Origin of the sequence: Vineibacter terrae (assembly GCF_008039615.1) — a bacterium.
GTDB classification, from domain to species: Bacteria; Pseudomonadota; Alphaproteobacteria; order Reyranellales; family Reyranellaceae; genus Vineibacter; species Vineibacter terrae.
Genome location: NZ_VDUZ01000033.1, coordinates 1 through 24488, shown reverse-complemented (window position 1 = coordinate 24488; position 24488 = coordinate 1). Strand labels below are relative to the sequence as shown.

The 24488-nt window shown below is 63.6% G+C and carries 24 protein-coding genes; 17 read left to right on the top strand and 7 right to left on the bottom strand.

Features of this window, described 5'->3' with window-relative positions; genetic code table 11:
* The first annotated feature begins 59 nt into the window (after positions 1-59).
* The 14 genes from FHP25_RS25495 (at position 60) to FHP25_RS25430 (ending at position 14259) form a co-directional block, all read left to right on the top strand.
* Positions 60-1799, top strand: a complete 1740-nt coding sequence (locus tag FHP25_RS25495) for a relaxase/mobilization nuclease domain-containing protein (RefSeq protein WP_147849799.1) — start codon at positions 60-62, stop codon at positions 1797-1799.
* 25 nt (positions 1800-1824) lie between these two features.
* Positions 1825-3810 carry a conjugal transfer protein TraG gene (locus FHP25_RS25490; protein ID WP_147849798.1) on the top strand — a complete coding sequence of 662 codons (1986 nt, stop codon included), beginning with the start codon at positions 1825-1827 and terminating at the stop codon, positions 3808-3810.
* Positions 3811-3818: 8 nt separating this feature from the next.
* Positions 3819-4271, top strand: a complete 453-nt coding sequence (locus tag FHP25_RS25485) for a ribbon-helix-helix protein, CopG family (RefSeq protein ID WP_147849797.1) — start codon at positions 3819-3821, stop codon at positions 4269-4271.
* A 167-nt stretch (positions 4272-4438) separates the two neighbouring features.
* Complete coding sequence (gene trbB / locus FHP25_RS25480) at positions 4439-5455, top strand: P-type conjugative transfer ATPase TrbB (RefSeq protein WP_147849796.1); 1017 nt, start codon at positions 4439-4441, stop codon at positions 5453-5455.
* A gap of 35 nt (positions 5456-5490) precedes the next feature.
* Positions 5491-5784: a TrbC/VirB2 family protein gene (locus FHP25_RS25475; protein WP_231712474.1), complete on the top strand. Its 294-nt coding sequence runs from the start codon at positions 5491-5493 to the stop codon at positions 5782-5784.
* Positions 5784-6065, top strand: coding sequence for a VirB3 family type IV secretion system protein (locus FHP25_RS25470; RefSeq protein ID WP_147849794.1), 282 nt, complete (start codon positions 5784-5786; stop codon positions 6063-6065). Before FHP25_RS25475 ends, FHP25_RS25470 begins: the two co-directional genes overlap by 1 nt.
* A 14-nt stretch (positions 6066-6079) precedes the next feature.
* Positions 6080-8518 (top strand): conjugal transfer protein TrbE, encoded by a 2439-nt coding sequence (gene trbE / locus FHP25_RS25465; RefSeq protein ID WP_147849881.1) that lies wholly within the window; start codon positions 6080-6082, stop codon positions 8516-8518.
* The gene (gene trbJ / locus FHP25_RS25460; protein WP_147849793.1) at positions 8515-9276 is read left to right on the top strand and encodes a P-type conjugative transfer protein TrbJ; all 762 of its coding nucleotides are present in this window, start codon (positions 8515-8517) and stop codon (positions 9274-9276) included. Before trbE ends, trbJ begins: the two co-directional genes overlap by 4 nt.
* 10 nt (positions 9277-9286) lie before the next feature.
* Entirely contained in the window at positions 9287-9688 is a 402-nt protein-coding gene (trbK-alt, locus tag FHP25_RS25455) for a putative entry exclusion protein TrbK-alt (protein ID WP_147849792.1), read from the top strand.
* A gap of 1 nt (position 9689) precedes the next feature.
* Positions 9690-11030: a P-type conjugative transfer protein TrbL gene (gene trbL, locus FHP25_RS25450; RefSeq protein WP_147849791.1), complete on the top strand. Its 1341-nt coding sequence runs from the start codon at positions 9690-9692 to the stop codon at positions 11028-11030.
* A 2-nt stretch (positions 11031-11032) separates the two neighbouring features.
* A complete protein-coding gene (trbF, locus tag FHP25_RS25445; protein ID WP_147849790.1) occupies positions 11033-11716 on the top strand; it encodes a conjugal transfer protein TrbF in 684 nt (227 codons plus the stop codon).
* Complete coding sequence (gene trbG / locus FHP25_RS25440) at positions 11713-12765, top strand: P-type conjugative transfer protein TrbG (RefSeq protein ID WP_147849789.1); 1053 nt, start codon at positions 11713-11715, stop codon at positions 12763-12765. Before trbF ends, trbG begins: the two co-directional genes overlap by 4 nt.
* A complete protein-coding gene (locus tag FHP25_RS25435; protein ID WP_147849788.1) occupies positions 12762-14018 on the top strand; it encodes a TrbI/VirB10 family protein in 1257 nt (418 codons plus the stop codon). The genes trbG and FHP25_RS25435 overlap by 4 nt, the downstream gene beginning before the upstream one ends.
* 1 nt (position 14019) lies before the next feature.
* A complete protein-coding gene (locus FHP25_RS25430) occupies positions 14020-14259 on the top strand; it encodes a DUF2274 domain-containing protein (RefSeq protein ID WP_147849787.1) in 240 nt (79 codons plus the stop codon).
* On the opposite strand, the gene FHP25_RS25425 is transcribed toward FHP25_RS25430, so the two are convergent.
* The 4 genes from FHP25_RS25425 to FHP25_RS25410 form a co-directional block, all read right to left on the bottom strand.
* Complete coding sequence (locus FHP25_RS25425) at positions 14192-15166, bottom strand: LysR family transcriptional regulator (protein WP_218578582.1); 975 nt, start codon at positions 15164-15166, stop codon at positions 14192-14194. The genes FHP25_RS25430 and FHP25_RS25425 overlap by 68 nt on opposite strands.
* Before the next feature lie 214 nt (positions 15167-15380).
* Positions 15381-15788: a VOC family protein gene (locus FHP25_RS25420; RefSeq protein ID WP_147849785.1), complete on the bottom strand. Its 408-nt coding sequence runs from the start codon at positions 15786-15788 to the stop codon at positions 15381-15383.
* A 39-nt stretch (positions 15789-15827) separates the two neighbouring features.
* Positions 15828-16247 (bottom strand): DoxX family protein, encoded by a 420-nt coding sequence (locus FHP25_RS25415; protein WP_147849784.1) that lies wholly within the window; start codon positions 16245-16247, stop codon positions 15828-15830.
* Positions 16248-16269: 22 nt separating this feature from the next.
* Complete coding sequence (locus FHP25_RS25410) at positions 16270-16767, bottom strand: YdeI/OmpD-associated family protein (protein WP_147849783.1); 498 nt, start codon at positions 16765-16767, stop codon at positions 16270-16272.
* 137 nt (positions 16768-16904) lie between these two features.
* On the opposite strand from FHP25_RS25410, the gene FHP25_RS25405 reads away from it, so the two are divergent.
* The gene (locus FHP25_RS25405) at positions 16905-17534 is read left to right on the top strand and encodes a TetR/AcrR family transcriptional regulator (RefSeq protein WP_147849782.1); all 630 of its coding nucleotides are present in this window, start codon (positions 16905-16907) and stop codon (positions 17532-17534) included.
* 301 nt (positions 17535-17835) lie between these two features.
* Here the strand turns inward: FHP25_RS25405 and FHP25_RS25400 are convergent, their stop codons facing one another.
* Positions 17836-18213 (bottom strand): hypothetical protein, encoded by a 378-nt coding sequence (locus FHP25_RS25400; protein ID WP_147849781.1) that lies wholly within the window; start codon positions 18211-18213, stop codon positions 17836-17838.
* A gap of 389 nt (positions 18214-18602) precedes the next feature.
* Between FHP25_RS25400 and FHP25_RS25395 the strand changes: the two genes are divergently transcribed.
* Positions 18603-19112, top strand: a complete 510-nt coding sequence (locus FHP25_RS25395; RefSeq protein ID WP_147849780.1) for a DUF4262 domain-containing protein — start codon at positions 18603-18605, stop codon at positions 19110-19112.
* 114 nt (positions 19113-19226) lie between these two features.
* A complete protein-coding gene (locus FHP25_RS25390) occupies positions 19227-19640 on the top strand; it encodes a hypothetical protein (RefSeq protein ID WP_147849779.1) in 414 nt (137 codons plus the stop codon).
* A 122-nt stretch (positions 19641-19762) separates the two neighbouring features.
* Here the strand turns inward: FHP25_RS25390 and FHP25_RS25385 are convergent, their stop codons facing one another.
* Both FHP25_RS25385 and FHP25_RS41505 read right to left on the bottom strand, forming a co-directional pair.
* A complete protein-coding gene (locus FHP25_RS25385; RefSeq protein WP_147849778.1) occupies positions 19763-23062 on the bottom strand; it encodes a DUF499 domain-containing protein in 3300 nt (1099 codons plus the stop codon).
* Between the two features lie 13 nt (positions 23063-23075).
* The coding region (locus FHP25_RS41505) for a DUF1156 domain-containing protein (RefSeq protein WP_408068548.1) at positions 23076-24488 on the bottom strand (1413 nt) is incomplete at its 5' end.

The window sequence follows — 24488 nt, the reverse complement described above, 5'->3', positions numbered from 1 at the left end:
CGGCGACGTCTGTTCCTCCGCGATTTCATGCGCTTGGCGCGATGTGCGGGCTCTCAGCCATGAGCGGCGAGGACAATTTCCGCATCCGGCCTGGTCGCATCCGCTCATCCAACGCACAGCGCGCCCGACCCTTCATCGCGCAGGCGCTCGCCGCCGCGCAGAAGGCCGGTGCCCGTATCTCTCGCACCGGCCGGATCAGCTCCGGCAACCGCTCGACCTTCGGGCGCGGCCGCACGGCGAGCGTGCGCGCCAATCGTCTGCTGACGGGCCGATCGCGCATCGTCGTCATCAAGACCAGGCTCGTTCGCCATCACGCGCGCGCCGCGCCGCTTGCCGCCCATCTGAGCTATCTGCGCCGCGAGGGCGTGACCCGCGACGGGGAGAAAGCCCGGCTGTTCGGGCCGGAGACCGATGACGTCGATGGCCGCGGCTTCGCCGAGCGCTGCCAGGACGACAGGCATCACTTCCGCTTCATCGTCTCGCCCGAAGACGCCGTCGACATGGCCGACCTCAAATCCTTCGCACGCGACCTGATGGCCCAGATGGAAAAGGATCTCGGCACCAAGCTCGATTGGGCCGCGGTCGATCACTGGAACACCGACAACCCGCACGTCCACATCATCCTGCGCGGCCGCGCCGATGACGGGCAGGACCTTGTCATCGCGCGCGATTATATCAAGGAAGGGATGCGCGCCCGCGCAGCCGATCTGGTCACACAGGAATTGGGGCCGCGCACCGACCTCGACATCCGTCGCAATCTGGAGCGCCAGGTCGAGGCGGAGCGCTGGACCCAGCTCGACCGGCAGCTCGTCCGCGACGGCCGCGAGGCCGGCGTCATTGACATGGCGCCTGATCCGAGCACCCGGCCCGACGAATATCACGCCCTGAAGGTTGGGCGGCTTCGCAAGCTGGAAACCCTTGGCCTCGCCGAGCAGGTCGGCCCCGGCCAATGGATGATCGACGGCGGAACCGAGGTGACGCTGCGCGAGCTCGGCGAGCGCGGTGACATCATCAAGCGGATGCACCGCGCGCTGACGGAACGCGGCATCGAGCGCGGCTCGGCCAGCTATGTGCTCGCGGCAGAGAGTCTCGACACGCCGATCATCGGTCGGCTGGTCGATCGCGGCCTCGACGACGAGCTGAAGGGCACGGCCTATGCCGTGGTCGATGGTGTCGATGGCCGCACCCATCACATCAAGCTCCCCGACCTCGCTGCGGCCGGCGACAGCGCGCCCGGCTCGATCGTCGAGCTGCGCAGGTTCGAAGACGCTCAAGGGCAGCGGCGCGTGGCGATCGCCATCCGCTCCGATCTCGATATCGACCGCCAGGTCATCGCGTCAGGCGCAACCTGGCTCGACCGGCAGAACATCGCCCGCGAGCCGGCTGCGCTGTCCGAGGGCGGCTTCGGCGCTGAGGTTCGACAGGCGTTGGAGCGCCGGGCCGATCACCTAGTCGGACAAGGCTTCGGCGAGCGTCATGGCCAGCGTGTTACCTTCACCCGCAATCTGATCGACACGCTGCGCCGCCGCGAGCTGGAGGCGCTCGGCGACAAGCTCGCCGCCGAGACCGGCCAGCCGTTCAATCGCGCGGCCAGCGGCGAATACGTCGCCGGCTCCTACCGTCAGCGCTTCACGCTCGCCTCGGGCCGGTTCGCCATGCTCGACGACGGCCTCGGCTTCCAGCTTGTGCCGTGGACGCCCTCCCTCGAAAAGCAGCTCGGCAAGCACGTCTCCGGCGTCGCCCGCGATGACGGCGGCATCGACTGGAGCTTCGGCCGCAAGCGCAGCCTCGGCCTCTGATCCCTCGCAGAAAGACTTAACCGCTATGTCCGCTACGAAAATCCTCTGGGGCCAGATTCTCGCCGTCTTCGCGATCGTGCTGGTCACGACCTGGGGCGCGACCGAGTGGGTGGCCTGGCGGCTGGCATTCCAGCCCGAGCTGGGGCAACCATGGTTCCGGCTGTTCGGGTTTCCCTTCTATCTGCCGCCCTCATTTTTCTGGTGGTGGTACGGCTTCGATGCCTATGCGCCGGCGATCTTTGTCGAGGGCGCTTACATTGCAGCGTCGGGCGGCTTCATCTCGATCGCTGTCGCCATCGGCATGTCGGTCTGGCGGGCGCGCGAAGCCAAGAAGGTGGAGACCTATGGCTCGGCGCGATGGGCCGAACGGCAGGAGGTGCAGGCCGCCGGTCTGCTCGGCGCCGATGGCGTCGTCCTCGGCCGATATGATCGCGACTATCTCCGCCACGACGGGCCGGAGCATGTGCTGTGCTTCGCGCCGACCCGCAGCGGCAAGGGCGTCGGACTGGTGGTGCCGACGCTGTTGACCTGGCCCGGCTCGGCCATCGTCCACGACATCAAGGGGGAGAACTGGCAGCTCACCGCCGGCTTCCGCGCCAAGCATGGCCGGGTGCTGCTGTTCGATCCGACCAACGCCAAATCGTCGGCCTACAATCCGCTGCTCGAGGTGCGCCGCGGCGAATGGGAAGTCCGTGACGTTCAGAACATCGCCGACATCCTGGTCGATCCCGAAGGCTCATTGGAGAAGCGCAACCACTGGGAAAAGACCAGCCACGCGCTACTGGTCGGCGCCATCCTCCATGTCCTCTATGCCGAGGAGGACAAGACGCTCGCTGGTGTCGCGGCGTTTCTGTCGGACCCGAAGCGCCCGATTGAGTCCACCCTCGCGGCGATGATGAAGACGGCACATCTCGGTGAAGCCGGCCCGCATCCCGTCATCGCTAGCGCGGCGCGCGAGCTGCTCAACAAGAGCGACAATGAGCGGTCGGGCGTGCTGAGCACCGCCATGTCGTTCCTCGGCCTCTACCGTGATCCCGTGGTGGCCGAGGTGACGCGGCGCTGCGACTGGCGCATCACCGATATCGTGGGCGGCAGGCACCCGACCACGCTCTACCTCGTCGTGCCGCCCTCCGACATCAACCGCACGAAGCCGCTGATCCGTTTGATCCTCAATCAGGTCGGCCGACGCCTGACCGAGGATCTGCAGGCGAAGGCGGGCCGCCATCGGCTGCTGTTGATGCTGGACGAGTTTCCGGCGCTTGGGCGGCTCGACTTCTTCGAGTCCGCGCTGGCCTTCATGGCGGGCTATGGCCTCAAGAGCTTCCTGATCGCCCAGAGTCTCAACCAGATCGAAAAAGCCTACGGAGCGAACAATTCGATCCTCGATAACTGCCATGTGCGCGTGAGCTTCGCCACGAACGACGAACGAACCGCCAAACGCGTGTCAGACGCGCTCGGCACAGCCACCGAGATGAAGGCGATGCGGAACTATGCCGGGCATCGGCTGTCGCCCTGGCTCGGGCACCTTATGGTCTCGCGCTCGGAGACGGCCCGCCAGTTACTCACACCCGGCGAGGTCATGCAGCTCCCGCCGACCGACGAGATCGTAATGGTCGCAGGGACGCCACCGATCCGAGCGAAGAAGGCGCGCTACTACGAGGACGCCCGCTTCAAAGAGCGTGTCCTGCCGCCGCCGGCGCTCGCGCAACCGAAACAGGGTCATGTTGACGATTGGATCGCCCTCCCGCTCCCGGCTCGGCCTGTGATCGCCGAAGCGAAGCCGGGAAGGGAAACGGGCGACGAAGATCCGACCGAGTCCGAGCGTCGCCAGCAGCCCGAATTGAGCCGCGTGAAGCCTGTCGAGAAGAAGGCGCCGATCGAGAATGAATTCGAGATCGGCCTTGCCGACGAGGCCGAGGATGACGCCGCCCGCAACAGCCGGATGAACCGACTGATGCAGGGTGTCGCCCGTCAGGTCTCGCTCGATCCCGGTGATGGGATGGAGCTGTGAGGGTCGCTATGACGAAATCCGCGAAGAAACAGCGCCTGTCTGTCTATCTCGATCCGGCCGTGATGCGTCGGCTCGCCGAACATGCCGCGCGACGCGATCACTCCCGATCGCTGATCGCGGAGGCCGCCATCGAGTCCTTCTTATCGCCCGATGCGGCCGAACGGCAGGAAGCGGCCATCACCAAGCGCCTCGACCAGCTCGATCGCCGTATGACGCGAATGGAACGCGATGTCGGCATCTCCGTCGAGATGCTTGCCGTATTCGTGCGCTTCTGGGTCGCCACCACGCCAGCACTTCCTGAACCTGCCGTGCAAGCCGCCCGTGCCAAAGCTGGCGAGCGCTACGATCAATTCGTGACAGCCCTCGGGAGGAGGTTAGCGAAGGGGCCGAAGCTGCGGCAGGAAATCGCTGAAGACTTCAGCGACTCACACACAGGAATGGGGCTCGCACGCGACGAATAGTGTCTGGCGCCTGGCGTTCAAGACAAAGCCTGCGCCGCCGTTCTCCTGTATTTGCACGCCAGACTACTACGCCGATGAATCTTTGTTGAATCGGCCCAAAATCAGGCCCTTTTAATCATCCCCGTCCGGGGAAGGACTGTCTCGACCCCGATGGAATCGGGGGTCATGTGGCAGCTTCACATCAACATGCGGAAGGTCTCGCGCGCGGCGCACGGATGCTGCGCACTGCGCTCGGCCCGGCGATCGCCCGCTACCTCGATGACTCCAGCATCGTTGAAGTGATGCTCAACCCCGATGGGCGGCTGTGGATCGACCGCCTGTCGGAAGGGCTCGCCGATACGGGCGAACGGCTGTCTGCGGCGGACGGTGAACGCATCATTCGCCTGGTCGCCCATCACGTCGGCGCCGAGGTTCATGCGGGCGCGCCGCGGGTGTCGGCGGAGCTGCCCGAAACGGGAGAGCGGTTCGAGGGCCTGCTGCCACCAGTCGTTGCAGCGCCGGCCTTCGCGATCCGCAAGCCGGCGGTCGCCGTGTTCACACTCAACGACTATGTCCACGCCGGGATCATGTCGACCGGACAGGCCGAGATGCTGCGCCAGGGCGTGGCTTCTCGCGCCAACATCCTCGTCGCCGGCGGCACATCCACCGGCAAGACCACGCTCACCAACGCGCTGCTTGCCGAGGTCGCGAAAACCGCCGATCGCGTCGTCATCATAGAGGATACGCGCGAGCTGCAATGCGCCGCGCCGAACCTCGTGGCGATGCGCACCAAAGATGGCGTCGCCTCGCTCTCCGATCTCGTCCGCTCTTCGCTGCGCCTGCGCCCCGATCGCATTCCGGTCGGCGAGGTGCGTGGAGCCGAGGCGCTGGAGCTGCTCAAGGCATGGGGCACAGGCCACCCCGGCGGCGTCGGCACGATCCACGCCGGCAGCGCGATCGGCGCGCTGCGGCGGATGGAGCAGCTCATCCAGGAAGCCGTCGTCACCGTCCCGCGCGCGCTGATCGCCGAGACGATCGACATCGTTGCCGTCCTCTCCGGCCGCGGCGCCGCTCGCCGTCTCTCTGAACTCGCGCGCGTCGAGGGCCTCGGCCTCGACGGTGACTACCGCATCGCGCCGGCCGTCATCGAGGGCGACGGCGGCCCGACCTTGTTCACCCGAAGCCCTGAAGGAGAAAGCCTGTGATCCAACGCCTGCGCCTCGCGCGCCGTCACCTCGCCATGACCGTGTCCGTCGCCACGCTGTCGGTAGTGATGGCCGCGCCCGCCCACGCCTCGGGCTCGTCGATGCCGTGGGAGCAACCGCTGCAACAGATCCTGCAGTCGATCGAAGGCCCTGTGGCCAAGATCATCGCGGTGATCATCATCATCGTCACTGGCCTGACGCTCGCTTTCGGCGACACGTCCGGCGGCTTCCGACGGCTGATCCAGATCGTGTTCGGACTCTCGATCGCCTTCGCCGCGTCGAGCTTCTTCCTGTCGTTCTTCTCGTTCGGCGGCGGGGCGCTGGTCTGATGACGGGCGGTGTCGAACAGGGCGGCGAGGTTCCGGGTTACACGGTCCCGGTTCACCGGGCGCTGACCGAGCCGATCCTGCTCGGCGGGGCACCGCGCGCTATCGCCATCATGAACGGGACACTCGCTGGCGCCGTCGGCCTCGGCCTTCGCCTCTGGCTGGTCGGCATCGCCATCTGGGCGATCGGTCATGTCGCGGCGGTGTGGGCGGCCAAACGCGATCCGCTCTTCGTCGACGTGGTGCGCCGCCATCTGCGCGTCCCCGCGCTCCTCACGGTTTGAGGGGGAGCGCGCCGATGATGAACCTCGTCGAATATCGCGACCGCAACAGCCGGCTCGCCGACTTCCTGCCCTGGGTCGCGCTGGTGGGCGCCGGCATCGTCCTCAATAAGGACGGCAGCTTCCAACGCACCGCCCGGTTTCGCGGCCCCGACCTCGACAGCGCCGTCCCGGCCGAGCTGGTCGCGGTCGCCGGCCGGCTCAACAATGCCTTCCGTCGTCTCGGCTCCGGCTGGGCGATCTTCGTCGAGGCACAGCGCCATGCCTCGAACCTCTATCCCGACAGCCGCTTTCCAGATCCCGCCTCGGCGCTGGTCGATGCCGAGCGCAAGGCGGATTTCGAGGAAGCCGGCGCCCATTTCGAGTCGAGCTATTTCCTGACCTTCACCTATCTGCCGCCGGCCGAAGACGCCGCGCGTGCAGAATCCTGGCTCTACGAGGGGCGGGAAAAGTCGGGCGTCGACCCCAACGAGATGATGGCCGGGTTTGCCGATCGCACCGATCGCATCCTGCGCCTGGTCGAAGCCTTCATGCCGGAATGCCGCTGGCTCGATGACGCGGAGACGCTCACCTATCTCCACGGCTGCGTCTCAACGAAGCGGCATCGGGTCCGCGTCCCCGAAACGCCGATCTATCTCGACGCGCTGCTCGCCGACCAGCCACTCACTGGCGGGCTTGAGCCGCGCCTTGGCGCGTCGCATCTGCGCATCCTCACAGTCACCGGCTTTCCGACGGCGACGACGCCTGGCCTGCTCGACGAGCTGAACCGTCTCGCATTTCCATATCGCTGGTCGACGCGCGCGATCCTGCTCGACAAGACCGACGCCACCAAGCTCCTCACCAAGATTCGGCGGCAGTGGTTCGCCAAGCGCAAGTCGATCGCCGCGATCCTCAAGGAGGTGATGACCAACGAGGCGTCCGTCCTCGTGGACACCGATGCCGCGAACAAGGCCGCCGACGCCGACATGGCGCTGCAGGAACTCGGCGCCGATTATGCCGGCATGGCCTACGTCACCGCGACAGTGACGGTGTGGGATGATGATCCGCGCATAGCCGACGAGAAGCTGCGGCTGGTCGAGAAGGTCATCCAAGGCCGCGACTTCACCGCCATGGCCGAGACCATCAACGCGGTGGACGCCTGGCTCGGCTCGTTGCCCGGCCACGTCTATGCGAACGTCCGCCAGCCGCCGATCTCCACGCTCAATCTCGCCCACATGATCCCGCTGTCGGCGGTGTGGGCGGGGCCGGACCGGGACGAGCATTTTGCAGCGCCCCCTCTGCTCTTCGGCAAGACTGAAGGCTCGACCCCGTTCCGGCTTTCGCTTCACGTCGGCGATGTCGGCCACACGCTGATCGTCGGCCCGACCGGCGCTGGCAAATCGGTCCTGCTGGCGCTGATGGCGCTGCAGTTCCGACGCTATGCCCGCGCCCAAGTCTTCGCCTTCGACTTCGGCGGCTCGATCCGTGCGGCGGCGCTCGGCATGGGCGGCGATTGGCATGACCTCGGCGGCGATCTCAGCGACGGCGCGACCGATAGCGTCAGCCTTCAACCGCTCGCTCGCGTTCACGACGTGCCCGAGCGCGCCTGGGCGGGCGACTGGATTGTGTCGATCCTGACCCGCGAGGGTGTGGCGATCACGCCCGAGGTGAAGGAGCATATCTGGACGGCGCTGACCTCGCTCGCATCGGCGCCCGTCGAGGAGCGCACGATCACCGGCCTGGTCGTGCTGCTCCAGTCGAACGATCTCAAACAGGCGCTCAGGCCCTATTGCGTCGGCGGTCCCTATGGCCGGCTGCTCGACGCCGAGCGTGAATATCTCGGCTCGGCCTCCGTCCAGGCGTTTGAGACTGAAGGGCTGATCGGCACCGGCGCGGCGCCCGCGGTTCTCTCCTATCTCTTCCATCGCATCGAAGATCGGCTCGACGGTTCGGCGACTCTTCTCATCATCGATGAGGGCTGGCTGGCGCTGGACGATGATGGCTTCGCCGGCCAGCTCCGCGAATGGCTGAAGACGTTGCGCAAGAAAAACGCCAGCGTCATCTTCGCCACGCAATCGCTCAGCGACATCGATGGCTCGGCAATCGCGCCCGCCATCATCGAGAGCTGCCAGACGCGGCTCCTTTTGCCGAACGAGCGCGCGATCGAGCCGCAGATCACCGCGATCTACCGGCGCTTCGGCCTCAACGATCGCCAGATCGAGATCATCGCGCGGGCGATGCCGAAGCGCGACTACTACTGCCAGTCTCGCCGCGGTAACCGGCTGTTCGAGCTCGGCCTGTCCGATGTCGCGCTCGCGCTTTGCGCCGCATCGTCGAAGACCGACCAGGCGGCCATCGCCCGCATCGTCGCCGAACACGGCCACGACGGCTTCCTCGCCGCCTGGCTCGATCATCGTGAGGTCGGCTGGGCCGTCGATCTCATCCCCACGCTCACCAACAAGGAGACGTCCCAATGAAACCGCGCAATTCCCGCGCAGCGCGTTTTGCTGCCGCGCTGCTGATCGCTCCCGTCGCGCTTGCGCCCATGCTCACGCCGCCCGCGCACGCCATCATCGTATTCGATCCGTCGAACTATGCGCAGAACATGTTGACGGCCGCGCGCTCACTCCAGCAGATCACGAACCAGATCACCTCGCTTCAGAACGAAGCACAGATGCTGATCAACCAGGCTCGCAATCTTGCGAGCCTGCCGTACTCGTCGCTGCAACAGCTTCAGCAGTCGGTTCAGCGGACCCAGCAGCTTCTCAATCAGGCGCAAAACATCGCCTTCGACGTTCAGAAGATCGACCAGATGTTCCAGCAGAAATACGGGAACGTCCCGATGTCGGCGAGCGATCAGCAGCTCGTCACTGACGCTCGTTCGCGCTGGCAGAATACGGTCGGTGGCCTGCAGGACGCGATGCGGGTGCAGGCGGGTGTCGTCGGCAACATCGACACCAACCGCACGCAGATGTCGGCGCTGATCGGTCAGAGCCAGGGCGCGACCGGCGCGCTGCAAGCCACGCAGGCCGGCAACCAGCTCCTCGCGCTCCAGGCGCAGCAGCTCGCCGACCTCACCGCAGTCGTGGCGGCGAACGGTCGGGCGCAGGCATTGCAGTCGGCCGAGCAGGCTGCCGCCGCCGAACAGGGCCGCGAGCAGCGTCGGCGTTTCCTGACGCCAGGCTCGGGCTATCAGCCCGGAAACGCCCGCATGTTCCCGAACAGCGGCAACTGAGGCTGGCGCGATGGACGGCAAGACCCTTGCTCGCGTCGGCGCCATCGTCTTCGTCGCGGTCGCCATCATGGCGACCGCGATCGAGATGAACCGCAAGGACGTGGCGCCGGACGTCCTCGCGACGCAGGGCCGTTCGGTCACAGCACCAGATCCTCTCGCCGCAGAACTGCTTCGCTGTTCCGAGATCGGCGAAGCCGGCACGCGCGATCCCAATTGCCTGAAGGCATGGGCAGAGAACCGGCGCCGCTTCCTCGGCCGGCCGGCCCCGGTTTCATCACCGTCGCCGGTCGCGCCGACCACGATGTTTCCAAGTGCGCCGGCGTCGGCTGATCCCATCCACAACGACAGTGCGCCAGCAGGCGTGACCGGGCCTGCGATGCAGGCCGAGCCCGCCCGGCCGGAGGTTCGCTGACATGGGCGGCACCGGCGTCATCGACCATTTCCTCGAGGTCTTCACCCGCTACATCGACGGCGGATTCGGGCTGCTCGGCGGCGAAGTCGGGTTCATCGCCACCACCTTGATCGTCATCGACGTCACGCTCGCCGCGCTCTTCTGGTCGTGGGGGGCCGACGACGACATCATGGCGAGGCTGGTCAAGAAGACGCTCTTCGTCGGTGTCTTCGCCTACCTGATCTCCAACTGGAACAATCTCGCCCGCATCGTCTTCGAGAGCTTCGCGGGCCTCGGCCTGAAGGCGTCAGGCACCGGCTTTGCCGTCAGCGATCTCATGCGCCCAGGCAAGGTGGCGCAGACAGGCCTCGATGCCGGCCGCCCGCTGCTCGACTCCATCTCCAGCCTGATGGGCTACTGGTCGTTTTTCGAGAACTTCATCCAGATCGCCTGCATGTTTTTCGCCTGGGCGCTGGTGCTGCTCGCCTTCTTCATCCTCGCGATTCAGCTCTTCGTCACCCTGATCGAGTTCAAGCTGACCACGCTCGCCGGCTTCGTCCTCATTCCCTTCGGCCTGTTCGGCAAATCCACCTTCATGGCCGAGCGCGTACTGGGCAACGTCATCTCTTCCGGCATCAAGGTGCTGGTGCTCGCCGTCATCATCGGCATCGGCTCGATGCTGTTCTCCGAGTTCACCTCGGGCTTCACCGGCCCAACACCATCGATCGACGACGCCATGGCGATCGTGCTCGCCGCGCTGTCGCTTCTCGGTCTCGGCATCTTCGGCCCCGGCATCGCCAACGGCCTCATCTCCGGTGGCCCGCAGCTCGGCGCCGGCGCGGCCACTGGCACCGGTCTTGCCGCCGGCGGCGTTGTCGCAGCGGGCGCGGCCGCCACCGGCGCCATCGTGTCAGGCGGCGCTGCTCTTGCTGGCGGCGCTGCGGCCGCTGCTCGTGGAGGCGCTGCCCTCGCGGGCGGGGCCTCCACCGCTTACAGCCTCGGCGCGGCCGGACAGTCGGGCGCATCGGGTGTCGCCTCCGGCCTCGGCAGTGTCGCCAGCACCGGCGCGAAGGCCGCCGTCTCGCCCTTTAAGCGCGCAGCCGGTCGCGCCGCCGACAGCCTGAAGCGGAGCTATCAGGCCGGTGGCCAGGCCGCGACGGACATCGCCACGGGCGCATCGGGGGCCGCGCCCGCCGCCACCGCGGAGGCCGCATCTTCCACCAGCGACGGCCCGCCGGCCTGGGCGAAGCGCATGAAACGCTCGCAGCAAATGTCCCACGGCGTCTCCGCGGCCGCCCACGCCGTGCGCAGCGGCGACAGCCACGGCGGCGGCTCCTCCGTCAACCTCTCCGAAAGCGACTGACCATGTTCAAGCGACCATCGACCCACTACGGTAAATCCCCGCAGCCCGAAACGCCCTATCAGCGCGCCGCTCAGGTCTGGGACGATCGTATCGGCTCCGCTCGCGTCCAGGCCCGCAACTGGCGCTACATGGCGTTCGGCTCGCTGACGCTCGCGGGCGGGCTTTCGGCGGCGCTGGTCTGGCACTCGGCCAACGGTTCGATCGTGCCCTGGGTGGTGCAGGTCGATCGGCTCGGCCAGGCGCAGGCAATCGCGCCAGCGACCGCCGACTATCAGCCCAACGACCCGCAGATCGCCTTCTACCTCGCGCGCTTCATCGAGCAGGTCCGCTCGATCCCGTCCGACGCCATCATCGTGCGGCAGAACTGGCTGCGCGCCTATGATTTCACGACACAGGGCGGCGCGCTCGCACTCAACGACTATGCTCGCGCCAACGACCCGTTCACCAAGGTCGGCAAGCAGCAGATCGCGATCGAGGTGTCCTCGGTCATCCGCGCCTCGCCGTCGAGCTTCCGCATTGCCTGGATAGAGCGCCGCTATCAGGACGGCTCGCTGGCTTCCACCGAGCGCTGGTCCGCCATCCTCACCGTTGTCGTGCAGCCCCCGCGTGACGCCGACACGCTGCGGAAGAATCCCCTCGGAATCTACATCAACGCCATCAACTGGTCGAAGGAGCTTGGACAATGACACCGACCTTCCGCAAAGCCGGGAGGCCGGCTTTCCTCAACCATGCCGTTCCGGGTTTCCGTAAATCCGGCTTGCCGCTTCTCCTGCTTTGCACATCGGCGCTCGCCGGCTGCGCCGGACACACGCCGCCGCCCGAGATTTCCTATGACGATGCCGCGCCCGCTGTCATCGCCGCCGATCCGCCGAAACCCGTGCGGGTCGTGGAATTGCCGAAGCCGCTCCCGCTGCCTGGCCAGTTGAAGCCGCTCGGCAAGGACGGCAAGCCAGAGCCGGAGCCTGCCGATCCCGCCGCGCGCGTCAACCAGGCTAACGCCGCCGCGCGCGTCCAGCCCGTCCGCAACGGCTTCATCAACTCGATGCAGGTCTATCCCTTCGTCGATGGCGCGCTCTATCAGGTCTACGCCTCGCCGGGGCAGATAACCGACATCGCGCTTCAGCCCGGCGAGCAACTCGTCGGCTCCGGTCCCGTCGCCGCCGGCGACACCGTGCGCTGGATCATCGGCGATACCGAGAGCGGCATTGGCGCGGCCAAGCAGATCCATATCCTCGTGAAGCCCACGCGAGCCGAGCTGATGACCAATCTCGTCATCAATACCGATCGGCGCACCTATCATATGGAGCTGCGCGCGACGCCTTCGACCTATATGGCGTCGGTATCGTGGCAATATCCGCAGGACCAGCTCATCGCACTGCGCCGTCAGAACCAACAGGCCGAGGCCGCGCAGCCGGTGTCGGGCAGCATCGATCTCGCGCGCGTCAATTTCCGATACGAGGTGACGGGCGACCGCGCGCCGTGGCGGCCGCTACGCGCCTTCGATGACGGCAAGCAGGTGTTCATCGAATTTCCGCGCGGCATCGGCCAAGGCGAGATGCCGCCGCTGTTCGTGGTCGGGCCGGAGGGCGACACCTCCGAGTTGGTGAACTATCGCGTGCGCGGCAACTACATGATCGTGGATCGCTTGTTCGCCGCCGCAGAATTGCGGTTCGGCGCGGGCAAGAGCCAGAAGCGCGTCCGCATCTCCCGCACCGATGGGAGGCCAGCATCGTGAGCGACGAACGCGATCCCGAGAAGGAAGAAGGGCGGGCGCAGGGTCGGGCGCCCCAGCCTCAGCTGACGGACGATGACGCTCGGACGCTGACCGGCGAGCCTGCGGCGACGATGCGGCTGCGCGCAGAACCGCCGCGCGTGACCCGCCTGTCCCGCAAAGTGCTGGTTGGTCTGGGGCTCGCCGCGAGCCTCGGTGTCGGCGGGGCGCTGATCTATGCGCTTCAGACCCGTCACGGTGGCCAGGGTCAGGAGCTGTACTCGACGGACAACCGCTCGACGCCCGATGGACTGGCCGGCTTGCCGAAGGATTATTCCGGCGTTCCGAAGCTCGGCCCGCCGCTGCCCGGCGACCTCGGCCGACCAATCCTCAATGCGCAGAATGGCGCTCCCGTGCCGGCGATCGGCGTGCCGGCGACAGGCCCTGTGGGGCCAAGCCCGGAGGAACAACGCCGGGCCCAGGAGCTGGAGGCTGCGCGGACCGCAAGGCTGTTCGCCTCGACCGAGACTCGATCCGCCAGTGCCGCGGCCTCGGCACGACCATCCGCGACCGCCACGCCGCCGGCCGATCTCGCGAGCCTCGGCCTCGCGCCACAGCCGGCCACGCCCTCGGCACAGGACCGCCAGCTCGCATTCCTCAACCAGGCGCCCGACAAGCGCACCGTCTCGCCCGATCGCGTTGCGGCGCCGGCCTCAAAGAGCGTCCTGCAGGCGGGCGCTGTGATCGCAGCCGCCCTCATCACCGGCATCCGCTCGGACCTGCCAGGTCAGATCACCGCGCAGGTGACGGAGAACATCTATGATAGCCCGACCGGCAAGATCCTGCTCGTGCCCCAGGGCACGCGGGTCATCGGACAGTATGACAGCGGCGTCGGCTTCGGTCAGCGGCGCATTCTCCTCGTCTGGAATCGGCTGATCTTCCCCAATGGCCGCTCCATCGTGCTGGAGCGTCAGCCTGGTACAGACGCGGAGGGCTACGCTGGGCTCGAGGATGGTGTCGACTATCATTGGGGCGAACTCTTCAAGGCCGCTGCGCTTTCCACGCTCCTAAGCGTTGGCGCGGAGGCCGGCTCGTCTAGCCAGGAAAGCGACATCCTGCGGGCGCTACGACAGGGCGCGTCCAACAGCGTTAGCCAAACCGGCCAGCAGATCGTACAGCGCCAGCTCAACATCGCCCCCACGCTCACCATCCGGCCAGGCTTCCCCGTCCGCGTCATCGTCACGCGCGATCTCGTGCTCGAACCTTACGGAGGCTGAGATGGCCAAGCTGAAATTGGGACCGATCGTTGACGACAAGCCCGTGAAGGTCACGATGGAGCTGCCGGCGAGCCTTCACCGCGATCTCGTCGCCTATGCCGAGATTCTCGGCCGCGAGGCGGGACAGCCATCGGCCGATCCGGTTCGCCTGATCGTCCCGATGCTGGAGCGGTTCATAGCCACGGATCGGGGATTTGTAGCGGCGAGGAGGTTAAAAGGATCACCGCGGTCGCCTGAATAATTGTCGCAGCGGCCGACCGTGACATCGAACGTGCGAGGCTCAGCAAGCGACGGCAGGCCGGATTATCATTTCGTGGCGACCACACCGCAGAAAACGGAAGAATCTCATCAGCAACGGGTCGATAGACGATGCCTGGAAATCGCGCGACGGTGGTGGCTTCGCTGGTCAGCGTCAATCCACGCCCGACAGCTACGAGTGACAACATATTGTCACGGCCCACGAATTGTAGCTGGATATCGGGATGATGGCCGAGAGCCGCCAACCGTTGCACCAAGTAGTCGCGAATCTCCTGTCCGGGCGCTGCCTCACTGACGATAAAGGTCTCGTGGGCTAGGTCCTGCCAATCGAGCCTACTCTTGGCTGTGAGCGGATGATCGATTGGCAAAACTACAAAGACACGTTCAAACCAGAGATTTTCCGTCTCGCACCCCGGCCACTGAGACGTCCCAGTGATGAACGCAACGTCGAGCTGAAGTTGCCGAACCGCAGCCACGTGTTCGGGCGGATTGCCGTCGACCAAGTCAACCATCACGCCGGCATGATCTCTATCATATGCTCGCAGGAGATCGGCGAGGAAGCCGGATGCGAGTGAAGAGAAGATACCGACCTTGACCCGCCCATCTTCGGAGCGCCCTATCGCGGCAACGTCCTTGGCGCCGTGGTGTATCTGTTGAAGAGCAGCGCGTGCCCGGCACAAAAAACGTTGGCCGGCGTGTGTCAAGAGTACACCGCCACTGTGTCGTTGGAACAACGAAGCTCCCAATGCATCTTCGAGATCGCGGATACGACGGCTGATCGCCGATTCCTGAACGCCTATGTCCGCTCCCGCTTTGCGGAAACTGCCATGGTCGGCCGCAGCAATGAAATAACGTAGATGGCGTAACTCAATAACTGCTACTTCTCCCACGTCTGGCAGCCCGACTCATTTAGCAAATTGCAGGGTTAGGGCGGCGGTGAGCCCATCTTTTGACATTGGAACGCTCCCGCTGGATGAACCAGTCTGTAACGCCGAGATGGATGCCGCGGAAACGGCTTGGTCCTCGAACTCGCGGACGCGCCTGCCGGTGGACTCTTGCGTACCGGTAGCTTTCCCAGCGTTGCGAGAAAAGCTGCGCCAAAGGTCAAGCACCGGTGAACTGAAACATCCACGCGTAGCCATATTTATCGATGAGGTCGCCGTACATTCCGAACGGCTGCTGGCTGAGCGGCTGCTTGATCGTGCCGCCTTCGGCCATCCTGGCGAAAGCCGTCTCGATTTCTTCCCGGCTTTCGCAGACGACGCAGATCGTCATGTTGTTGCCGGCCGAGACGCCGTTCGGACCGGACATGTCCGAGCCCATCACGGTGGCCGCGCCGGTGCTCAAGACCGCGTGAAGGACGAGGTCCTTCATCGCGGCCGGCATGGCTGCCTCCATGGGCGATCCCGCGACGGTGTTGAGCGTGAGTTCTCCGCCGAGGCAGTCCTTGTAGAAGGTCATGGCCTCGCGACAGTTGCCGTTGAATTTCAGATAGGGATTGATCTGTTTCACGTTGGATCTCCTTTCCAGTGGATCGCCATTGGCCGGTGGTCAGCGATCGGCTGCGTCGAATGGGATTAGCGCGCGAATACGGCCGTCGCGCAGATAGAGTCCGCCCCACACGAAGAGGCCGAGATAGACGCCGAACAAAAGGTGAGAGAAGATCGGAGTCCCGGCCCGCAACTGGGTAACCACAGCGCCGCCGAGATAGGCGGTCAGGAGGATGGCTCCCAGCACCGAGGTGCGGCGATAGACGTAGAGCGCCGTGCAGACGAGAAGCAGGCCACCGAGGCCACGCGCAAATCCGTCGGTGGTCGGGAAGCCGAATTCCTGCATCGAATCCGTAACCGCCTGGATCGGAACAAGCTTGATGCCGCCATCGAACATCATGAAAGCGACGGCGAGCCCGCTCAGGACGTAGCCCGCGATTCGGGACTTGCCGCCCGTTGTTGGAATTGCACCGTCAGCCATGCCGAATTCTCCCGTCTCGTTGCTATTTCTTATTCTTGTCCAAAGCGTCTTTGAGATCGCGAGCCGCCTTCTTGATCCGTCGTTCGCGCGTCTCGGCCGTTTTGGCGCCCGCGATGGCTTCGGCGATCACGCGACGCTTGGTATAGGAGAGGCTGTCGAACGCCCTCTTCAGGTCCGGGTCGCGCTCCAGCACCTGCTGGAAGTCGGCCGGCACGACGACTTTGCGGACCTCGGTATCCAGAGCGATTCCGACATCAATGGTATCGCCGCCCACGACCTTGGCTTTCTCGCGGTTCTCGGCATTGATGCCGACCATGAAGCGTCCGTTCATGACGGCCACCGTGCTGCGGTAGGTGAAGCCGTTGATCGTGACTTTCACCGCTGGCTTTCGCCCGGCCGCCAGCTTGTCGATCACCTCGTCGGGAATCTGGATTCCAGTCGCTGTCTTTCCCGCAGTAAGAACTTTCGTGCGGAAATTGAGCGGGCCGGCGTTCGTCGAAGTTGGTGCTACGCGTGACATCGGTGAAACTCCGTTGACCGACCCAATGTGACCCGAGGACGGTCGAGACTGCTGCGGCCCGACATGTCTTCCGATGCCAAACCGCTCCTGACTTTCGTCCTTGCATCGCAATTTCGATATAGTATACTACATCTAATATGATTGGCAAGCCAACAGCCCGCAGGCGCTATGACGCCAGCCTTCGCGCCGAGCGCGCGCTAGGCACGCGTGAGCGCATTCTCGATGCGGCGAAGGAGCTCTTCACCGCGCGCGGCGTGGATAAGGTGACGATCAGCGAAATCGCATCGGTCGCAGGCGTCTCTGCGCCAACCCTTTACGCCTTGTTCCAATCAAAAGCCGGCATACTGAAAGCGGTCGTCGAGCGTTCCTTCTTCAATCCACGCTACGTCGAGATCGCGCAGCGGGCCGAGAAGGTGCGAGATCCCGAGGAAATATTGCGAATCACAGCCTCGATCTCGCGGGTTATCCTCGATACGGAGCGCAATGAGATCGGTCTCATGCGGGGGCTCTCTGTTCTGTCGCCCGAACTGGGAGCCATCGAAGCAGAACTGGAAACCGTTCGCTTCACGCTTCAGGCAGCGCGCGCCAAACGACTCGTGAAGCTCGTGCCCGCCGCTCGCCGTCTCGGCCTCGATCGCGTGCGCGATATCTTGTGGATGTACACCGGTCGGGACGTCTATCGCATGCTCGTATTGGAGCGTGGCTGGTCGTCCGACGAATACGAAAGTTGGCTGGCTGAGACACTAATCAGAACGCTGATGGCTTGAATGGGAAGCATCGCCGATGCCTCTCGGTCCTGCTGCTGCGATGATACCGAGGATGAGATGGGCGTGTGGTTCGGCGCGTGTTGGATGATCTCGGTTCCAATCCTCGCCACAAACTCCGGTCGATCCCTTTGTCGATGCAATGGATTGGCTCGACAACGCGGAGGCTCGACATGGCATCAAAGAAGCTGAAGAACGCGCCAGGATTTGTTGTGATCGCGGGGAACCATATCGCGACGGTGGTCGTGTTCACACCGCCGCGCGTAGCGAGCCGGAGGATGCTTCCACTTAGCTCCGTGACATTTCAGCCGGCATCACCTCGCGTGTCACCTCCGGGGAAGAATTCCCTAACGGGCAACATCAGCCCCAAAATCGATGCCGCTATCAGGGCATACTGGTGAACATGATCGTTACCCGGCGGCAATTGCCCGACCAGATGCGCTGTCCAGAACACCGGTAGATACCAAAGGGTAAACCACGACCATCTCTGTTTCTGTTTGTAGGGCACGACGCTGATCATCGCACCGAACAATCCCATCCCAACGGCCGCCGCACCGAGCGATCGCAACAACTGCCCATCATGGGGGCTTGCGCTTTGCGGATAGACCACCATCACCATCCCAAAAATGAGGATCGCGACATTGGTCACAACGAGAAGGGTCGAGCTAAGTTTGAGAAGCATAATCCTCGTCTCTCACCTCGCAATTTAACTTGCTGACTTCGAGCGCCCTTCCAAAATGAACGATGGCCTTGCGCTATGCCTTCTTCCCGAAAAGAGAGTCATGAGTTTACACTTGAACGCCAACCTTCCTCATTGTCCCGTTCCAATCCATGTCGTCTCACGCTGCGTAGTGATATGCTGTCATCCGGTTGGATTCACGCTCGGTCGCTGACTTCGCTGCTGACTGCAGATAGGACGTCTCCAGATGTCCAGTTCCCGTCGGTCGAGCGGGACTTCTCGATCAATCCAGAAAGCCATTCGCGACCTGCGCGCGATGACCGGCCGCGAGCTTTGCGCCGATACGTGTCGGGAAGATTGGAATTTGAGTCTTTCTTCGAGAGCGACATGCAATGAAGACAATAACCGCCCTGGACACGCCCCATGAAGAGCTTGATCAAGCCGAACAAAATTTCGTAGCTGAAATTCGAGAACACGGATGGTTCGATACCCACGTTTTTGCGGACGCCGAAGGACCAAGCTTTAACTATTCAACCGGGTTTTGGATAACCGCGAACCATCCGGAGATTATCGTGTTCGGGCTGAAGCATGAAATTGCGCATGGCGTGCTTTGGGGCCTCTACAGGGACGCCAAGAATGGTAGCCGACTCTTGCCGCGCGCTCGGACGGAGCGAGCATTCGCCAACCTCGCAGCATACGTGTTCCCAGTCTCCAAGAGATACTACAGAGAGTTTCTGGGGTGGACCCGTTTTTTCTACCGCGGAGACGATTTCCCTTGCCTCCAGATCGTGTGGCCTGATCGACAAGGCATCTTCCCTTGGGAAGATAGATTTGATCACGCTTTTGAAGGCCATCAGCCAGACCTGACCGAATTCGGCTGGCGCTTGTCGTTACAGGCCTGAGTATCTGGATCAGTCGGGAGCGAAGAGCGCTTTTGTCGCTCATGCATTTGGATGCAACGTTGGCCGCACGGTAGTAAGAATGGATAGGCGTCGCCTAGTTCAACGGGAAATGTCTTGAAACGTATTTCCTGCGTTAGATTTGTGTCGCGATTCTGCGCCGTCGGCGATGCGGTCCTGACCGCGTCGCCGGCCTTTGCTTCCGATCCAACCGGCACTTTCTCATTTCTGTATACCTTCGGGATGGTCCTGCCGTGGGCCGTGATCAGCCTCGTTGTAACGGCCATCTTTGTCAGTCGGGGAAGCTATCGTTCATTGAGGAAGGCTCGTTTGCAAGCCACAATTGGCAGCGCAATTCCTTTGACGGGACTTGCTGTGACGGGATTTGACTTCTTTGTGGTGCGCCGTGCTTCAACCCCATGGCCTGGCATCGAGACTGTTCTGATCTGCGCTGGGCTCTGCATTCTGGCGTGTCTTGCTGGTTTGTCGCCGCTAATTCTTCACTACCGCTCGACAAGGCAACAACACTAGTACAAGTATTTCGCCAACCTGGGCTGGCGCTATGTCCAAGTGAATTGTCCAACTCTTCGTCGTGCCTGAATCCTCAAGCTTGAGGACAGTTGGGCGTGTCGAACATGCAATATGTGCTGTCGTTACTCGACCGACTTGTCGATAAAGCCGAGCGTATTGGCGTTTTCGACCAGCGTCCGCACCTTGGTACGCTCAAGCCCACCGGGCACTTCTGCTTCGATCTCGAGCCTGAGTTTCACCTGGCTGCCCGGCAACGTCGTAAGCTGCTCGACAATCGCTTCAACGATCTGATGGATGTCCCTCGCCGGCCGCTCCGACGAAATCATCACACTCCCGGTAAATCGCGTCGGCTTCTTCTCTGCAGGAGGCGAGCTCGTCGTTGTTGCACCGGCGGGCAGCTCCCCGGCCTCCCCCGGCTTCTCGCCAGGTGCTTCCGGATCGCCAGGCGACCCAGTTTGCGTTGGCATCGGGCGGTGTGCCTCCGCCACATCGGGTTTCACGATGACACTGTCGCTGTCGATCACGACCACGGCGCTTACCGCCCGCTCGATCGCCAGCCCCAGATAGGCGTCCGACTTCTCGTCCCATCGTTCGGCATAGGCGAAGGGACCGGGCAGCATACCGCTCACGGCTGCCTGCACGGCCTTGACCAAAACATCCTGCCCCTTGAGGCGCGGCAGATAGATGTAGCGGTTGAGATATTCCCGCAGATCCTTCAGCGACAGTCGCGACTTGTCGTTCCAGATGTATTTCTGAAGATCACGGTCGAGGCGCGACGGTCCCAACTCGACGAGCAAACCTTCTTCCGCCACCAACTTCTTGCTCGCGCGGGCTAGCAATCCGTCTTGGGCGGGAATCTTGCCTGACACCCATTCCCAATCGGCTTGGGCGCTCTCCTGGGCCGGATAATGCAGATAACACCACGCCTCTTTCATGCGCGTCTTCATCGTCTCCTTAGCTTCGGCTAATTTGGCCTCAGCGAGCTTCTGGTCGCTCGGTCGGAGTTCAAGGCGCTCCTTGTCACGGACGATTTCGCCCCAGGCCAGGGAGGCGCGCACGGCATCTCTCAGATGGTCGAGTTGCCGGGCTTCCGCGGCGATGAACACCAGCATGTTACGATAGACACGCGGCGTGCTGCCGCGTTGCGTGAGGATATCTTTCGCCTCGACCAGCGCCTCCGAGCCATCGCGCCCATTGTGTGGATGTCTGACGCCGAGCACGACGGCGCGCACACCGCCCGCTTCATCGGGGACTTCGGCCGATGACGTCGGCGCAACCTGCACGGCGTCGAAATGCCCTCGATCGCCAAGGCCATTCACATATTTTCCGAGTTCGGCGTCGATCGTCACGTCGACCAACGCCGCCTCCATCTGCGCCGCCTTGTCCGCTGCGATGCGGTTGAGGCTCGCCGACATCGAGTACCAGTACCGGCCGAGATCGGCGTGCATGAACTTGGCCTGGTTGGTCAGCCGACGCAGCGCGTCGCCGAAAATAGCCGGACGCTCACCCGGTTGCACGACGCCGAGGTTGATCTGCTTGTCGTCGAGGCCGGTGTTCTGCTGCTGATGGGTGGGCGCCGTCCCCATGAAGATCGCGCGCGCGACGCGCCGGGTCGCCGAATAGCGGTTCAGGTTGGGCGCCGACTGATCGACCCTGTAGGGAGTGGACGCCGTGCCATCGACATCGCCGGCGATGATCGATTGCCAGCTCACGTCGAGATAGTGGAGCAATTCCGGCTCCACGCGCGGCGAACTCACGGCCACGCTGCCTGGCATGATCATCACCGACGGATCGGCGTTCATCCAAAGCTCGTGAATGGCCTGCGCCATCAGACGCAGCACGCCGCGCGTGCGCTGGAATTTTTCGAGCGATCCCCAGCTCGTGTAGAGCTGGTCGAACAGCTCGGGATGGATCGGATAAGCCTTCTCCAGCTTGCGCCGGTAGTCCTCGTCCGCACAGCCCTGCGGGAAATCGTTGGCGTTCTCCCGGTACAGCTTGGCGAACTGCTTCAGTGTGTTGTCGCGGTGATGGAATTTGTCGCCGGGGATGTCCTTGAACAGCCGCCGTCGGACGATCTCATAGCTCTCTTCCTGGCTCGCCGGCCGCCAAGAAGATTCCACGCGGCTGAAGGTTTGCTTGAGGCGGGCCAGCGCTTCCTGACCACCTTCACCACCAACCTCGATCTGCGAGGCCGGCAAGGAGGCGACCAGCAGCGTGCCGGGGCTGGCCTTGACCGCTTCGGTCAGCGACTGGACGAACGAGAGGTTCGCATCGAACGACCCGGATGGCAGCCCCTCGACCTTGTAGATCTGCCGCAGGTAAGCGACCCATTCATCAATCAGGATCAGGCACGGCGCATATTTCTTGAAGAGCGCCTCCAGGAGGTTCGAGCCCGGTGCGATGCCGCTGGCGTCATTTTCCGCCACCATGGCGAAGGCGTCGGCGCCGCCGAGCTGCCAGGCGAGTTCTCCCCAGGTCGTGCGGATCTTCCGATCGCCCTCGGCGTGGAGCACGTCCTGCGGTCCCCGCGACGTGCCGACGAGCACCGCACGGTTGATGCTCTTCGGCACGGTCAGACCGAGCTTGTCGAGCAACTGATCCAGGCCCGACAGATCCTGCACCGGCGTCGGCCCCGACATGTGATAGAGGGCCAGCATCGAGTGCGTCTTGCCGCCGCCGAAATTGGTTTGCAGTTCGACAACCGGATCGCCACCACTGCCCGACAGCCGCTTGGCGGCGCCGACCAAAAGCGCGCTCAGCCCCTCGGTCAGATAGGTGCGGCTGAAGAACTGACGCGGGTCACGATATTCCGGCGGTGCGCTTCCGGAATGCACCTTGGCGAGGTCGGCCGCGAACTCTGCCTGCTGAAACTCGCCAGTGGCGACATCCTGGTGGGGCTCGACCACCTCGCGCCACGGCAGCAGGCCCGCGACGGTCTCGACCGAGATTTCGAGGCGCTGGGTTTTCCGCCGCTCCTCGTTGCGCGCGAGCTCGGTGAACTTCGTGCGCAGGATGGTGTCGCGCATCTTGCCAAGCTGCTCCGCCGTCTCCCCCGCGCTGATCGCCTCCATCAGCCGGCGCATGGAATCGAGCGCACGCTCGGCGTCGTCATAGGTGAAGGTCTCGTTGTGCGAGAGCTTGTTGCGAACGTCGCCGAGCTCGTTGACCAGCGAGCGTTCGGCACGGCCGAGAACCGCCTTGAACGCCTCGCTCCAGAAGCGATCCATCGCGTTGAACAGCGCGGCCTGGTCCCAGCCAACCTCACCGTTGCTGTTGGGGCGCAGGCTCGGCAACTTCTCCAGAACCTGGACTTGCCAGTGCCCCTTGAGCGAGGTTTCGAGCCGCTTTTCGACGAAGGGGATCAACGCCGCCGGCAGCAGTTCCATCCCTTCAAACACATATTGGCGCGTGCTTTTTGCCACGTCCCGTTCCCCCTTAAATATCCAGCCGGATCTGACGATCGCCGCTTGTGTCGTGGATGGCCGCGGCGGCCTTTGTCAGCTCAGTCCAATCGGCGATCAGGGCGTTGTAGGCCGTGGCCTCCTTCGCATCCTTCCGCTTATTGGCGCTGATGTCGTAGAGGCAGTAGGCGAGATCCTTCACCGCCTCGGCTTGGGTGATTATCTTCTTCAAAAGGACGGCGGTGTCATGGGAGATGCCGTCCTTCTCGTGCAGACGGACCAGATGCTGGAGGCACTCCCACACCGTCAGGTGCCGATCCTCTTCCGGGTCCCAATCGTCGTCGAGTTCATCACGCGCGAGGATGCGGACCTTGCCGGCGGCGCTGTCAACGATTCCGGCATGCTTGACGCTTTCGACCGAGATGCCGCGCGCCGTGGCGATGCTGTTGGCCGTGCCATAGTCGCCCGTCTTCAGCCCGTTCTGCTCGAACCAGGTGATGGCAAACCGGGTGTCAGGATCGAACTCGCCCTGAATACCGCCCAGGTATTCGTCGAGTTCCTTGTTGATGAGTTGAAGCGCGGTTTTCACGCTCATTGGATTGTCATCCGACTCCAACACAGCCTTGTAGCGCGAGAACACGCCCATGCCGGGTCCGATCGCAGATTGCGGCATGTCGGCCGGCGCGATGTTCGCGGCCTGAAGTTCGGAAATCGCTGGCGGTAGCTCCCGTTTCAGCGCGCGAATGAACTCGGCACGGGTGACGACCTCCGCCGTGTTCTCCTTCTTCCGGCAAACCAAGACGACCGAATTTGCAAGAGCGTTCGTGCCGGAAGCAATCATCCGGCTTGCCATCTCCGTTCTGACCGGCCAAGTGCCGACAACAGCATAACCGGCCTCAATCACAGCCTGAAGAAAGGTCGCCCAGCCCGTCGAACTAATACCTTCTTGGGAGACTTCGCTCTGCTTGAAGGCATAGTAAATCGTCGCCGGAAACTTATCAGACGATTTCAAGGCCATATTGCGGATGGCAGAACGCATTCCCGTCAAGAAAAACGTCTCGGCAGAGCCCTTACCTTCATGACGATATGGAGTTGCAACAAGCTCCTCCGTCTTCGGCGTGGCCAAGAAGCCAAAAATATCTGGAAAAATTTTCCTCAGAGACGGTCGCAACCAACAAAAGAAAAAGTCCGATAAATCCGAATAACCGATGTTGTCATAATACGGCGGGTCACTCGAAATCACAGCGCCTTCTGGAAGATCTACCGTTTGCGCATCATGCTGCACGATAGACCCGGAAGGAGCTTGTGGCGGAAAATATTGGCTCCTCGACGTGGCGAATGGAATTGGGGGGAATTGTTGGTAACCTTCGCCGAGAGACGGAGCGGGGGTTGGGTTGGACGGGAATCGGGTGCTGGCACTGGGTCTTGGCGTGACGGCGCCGTGGCG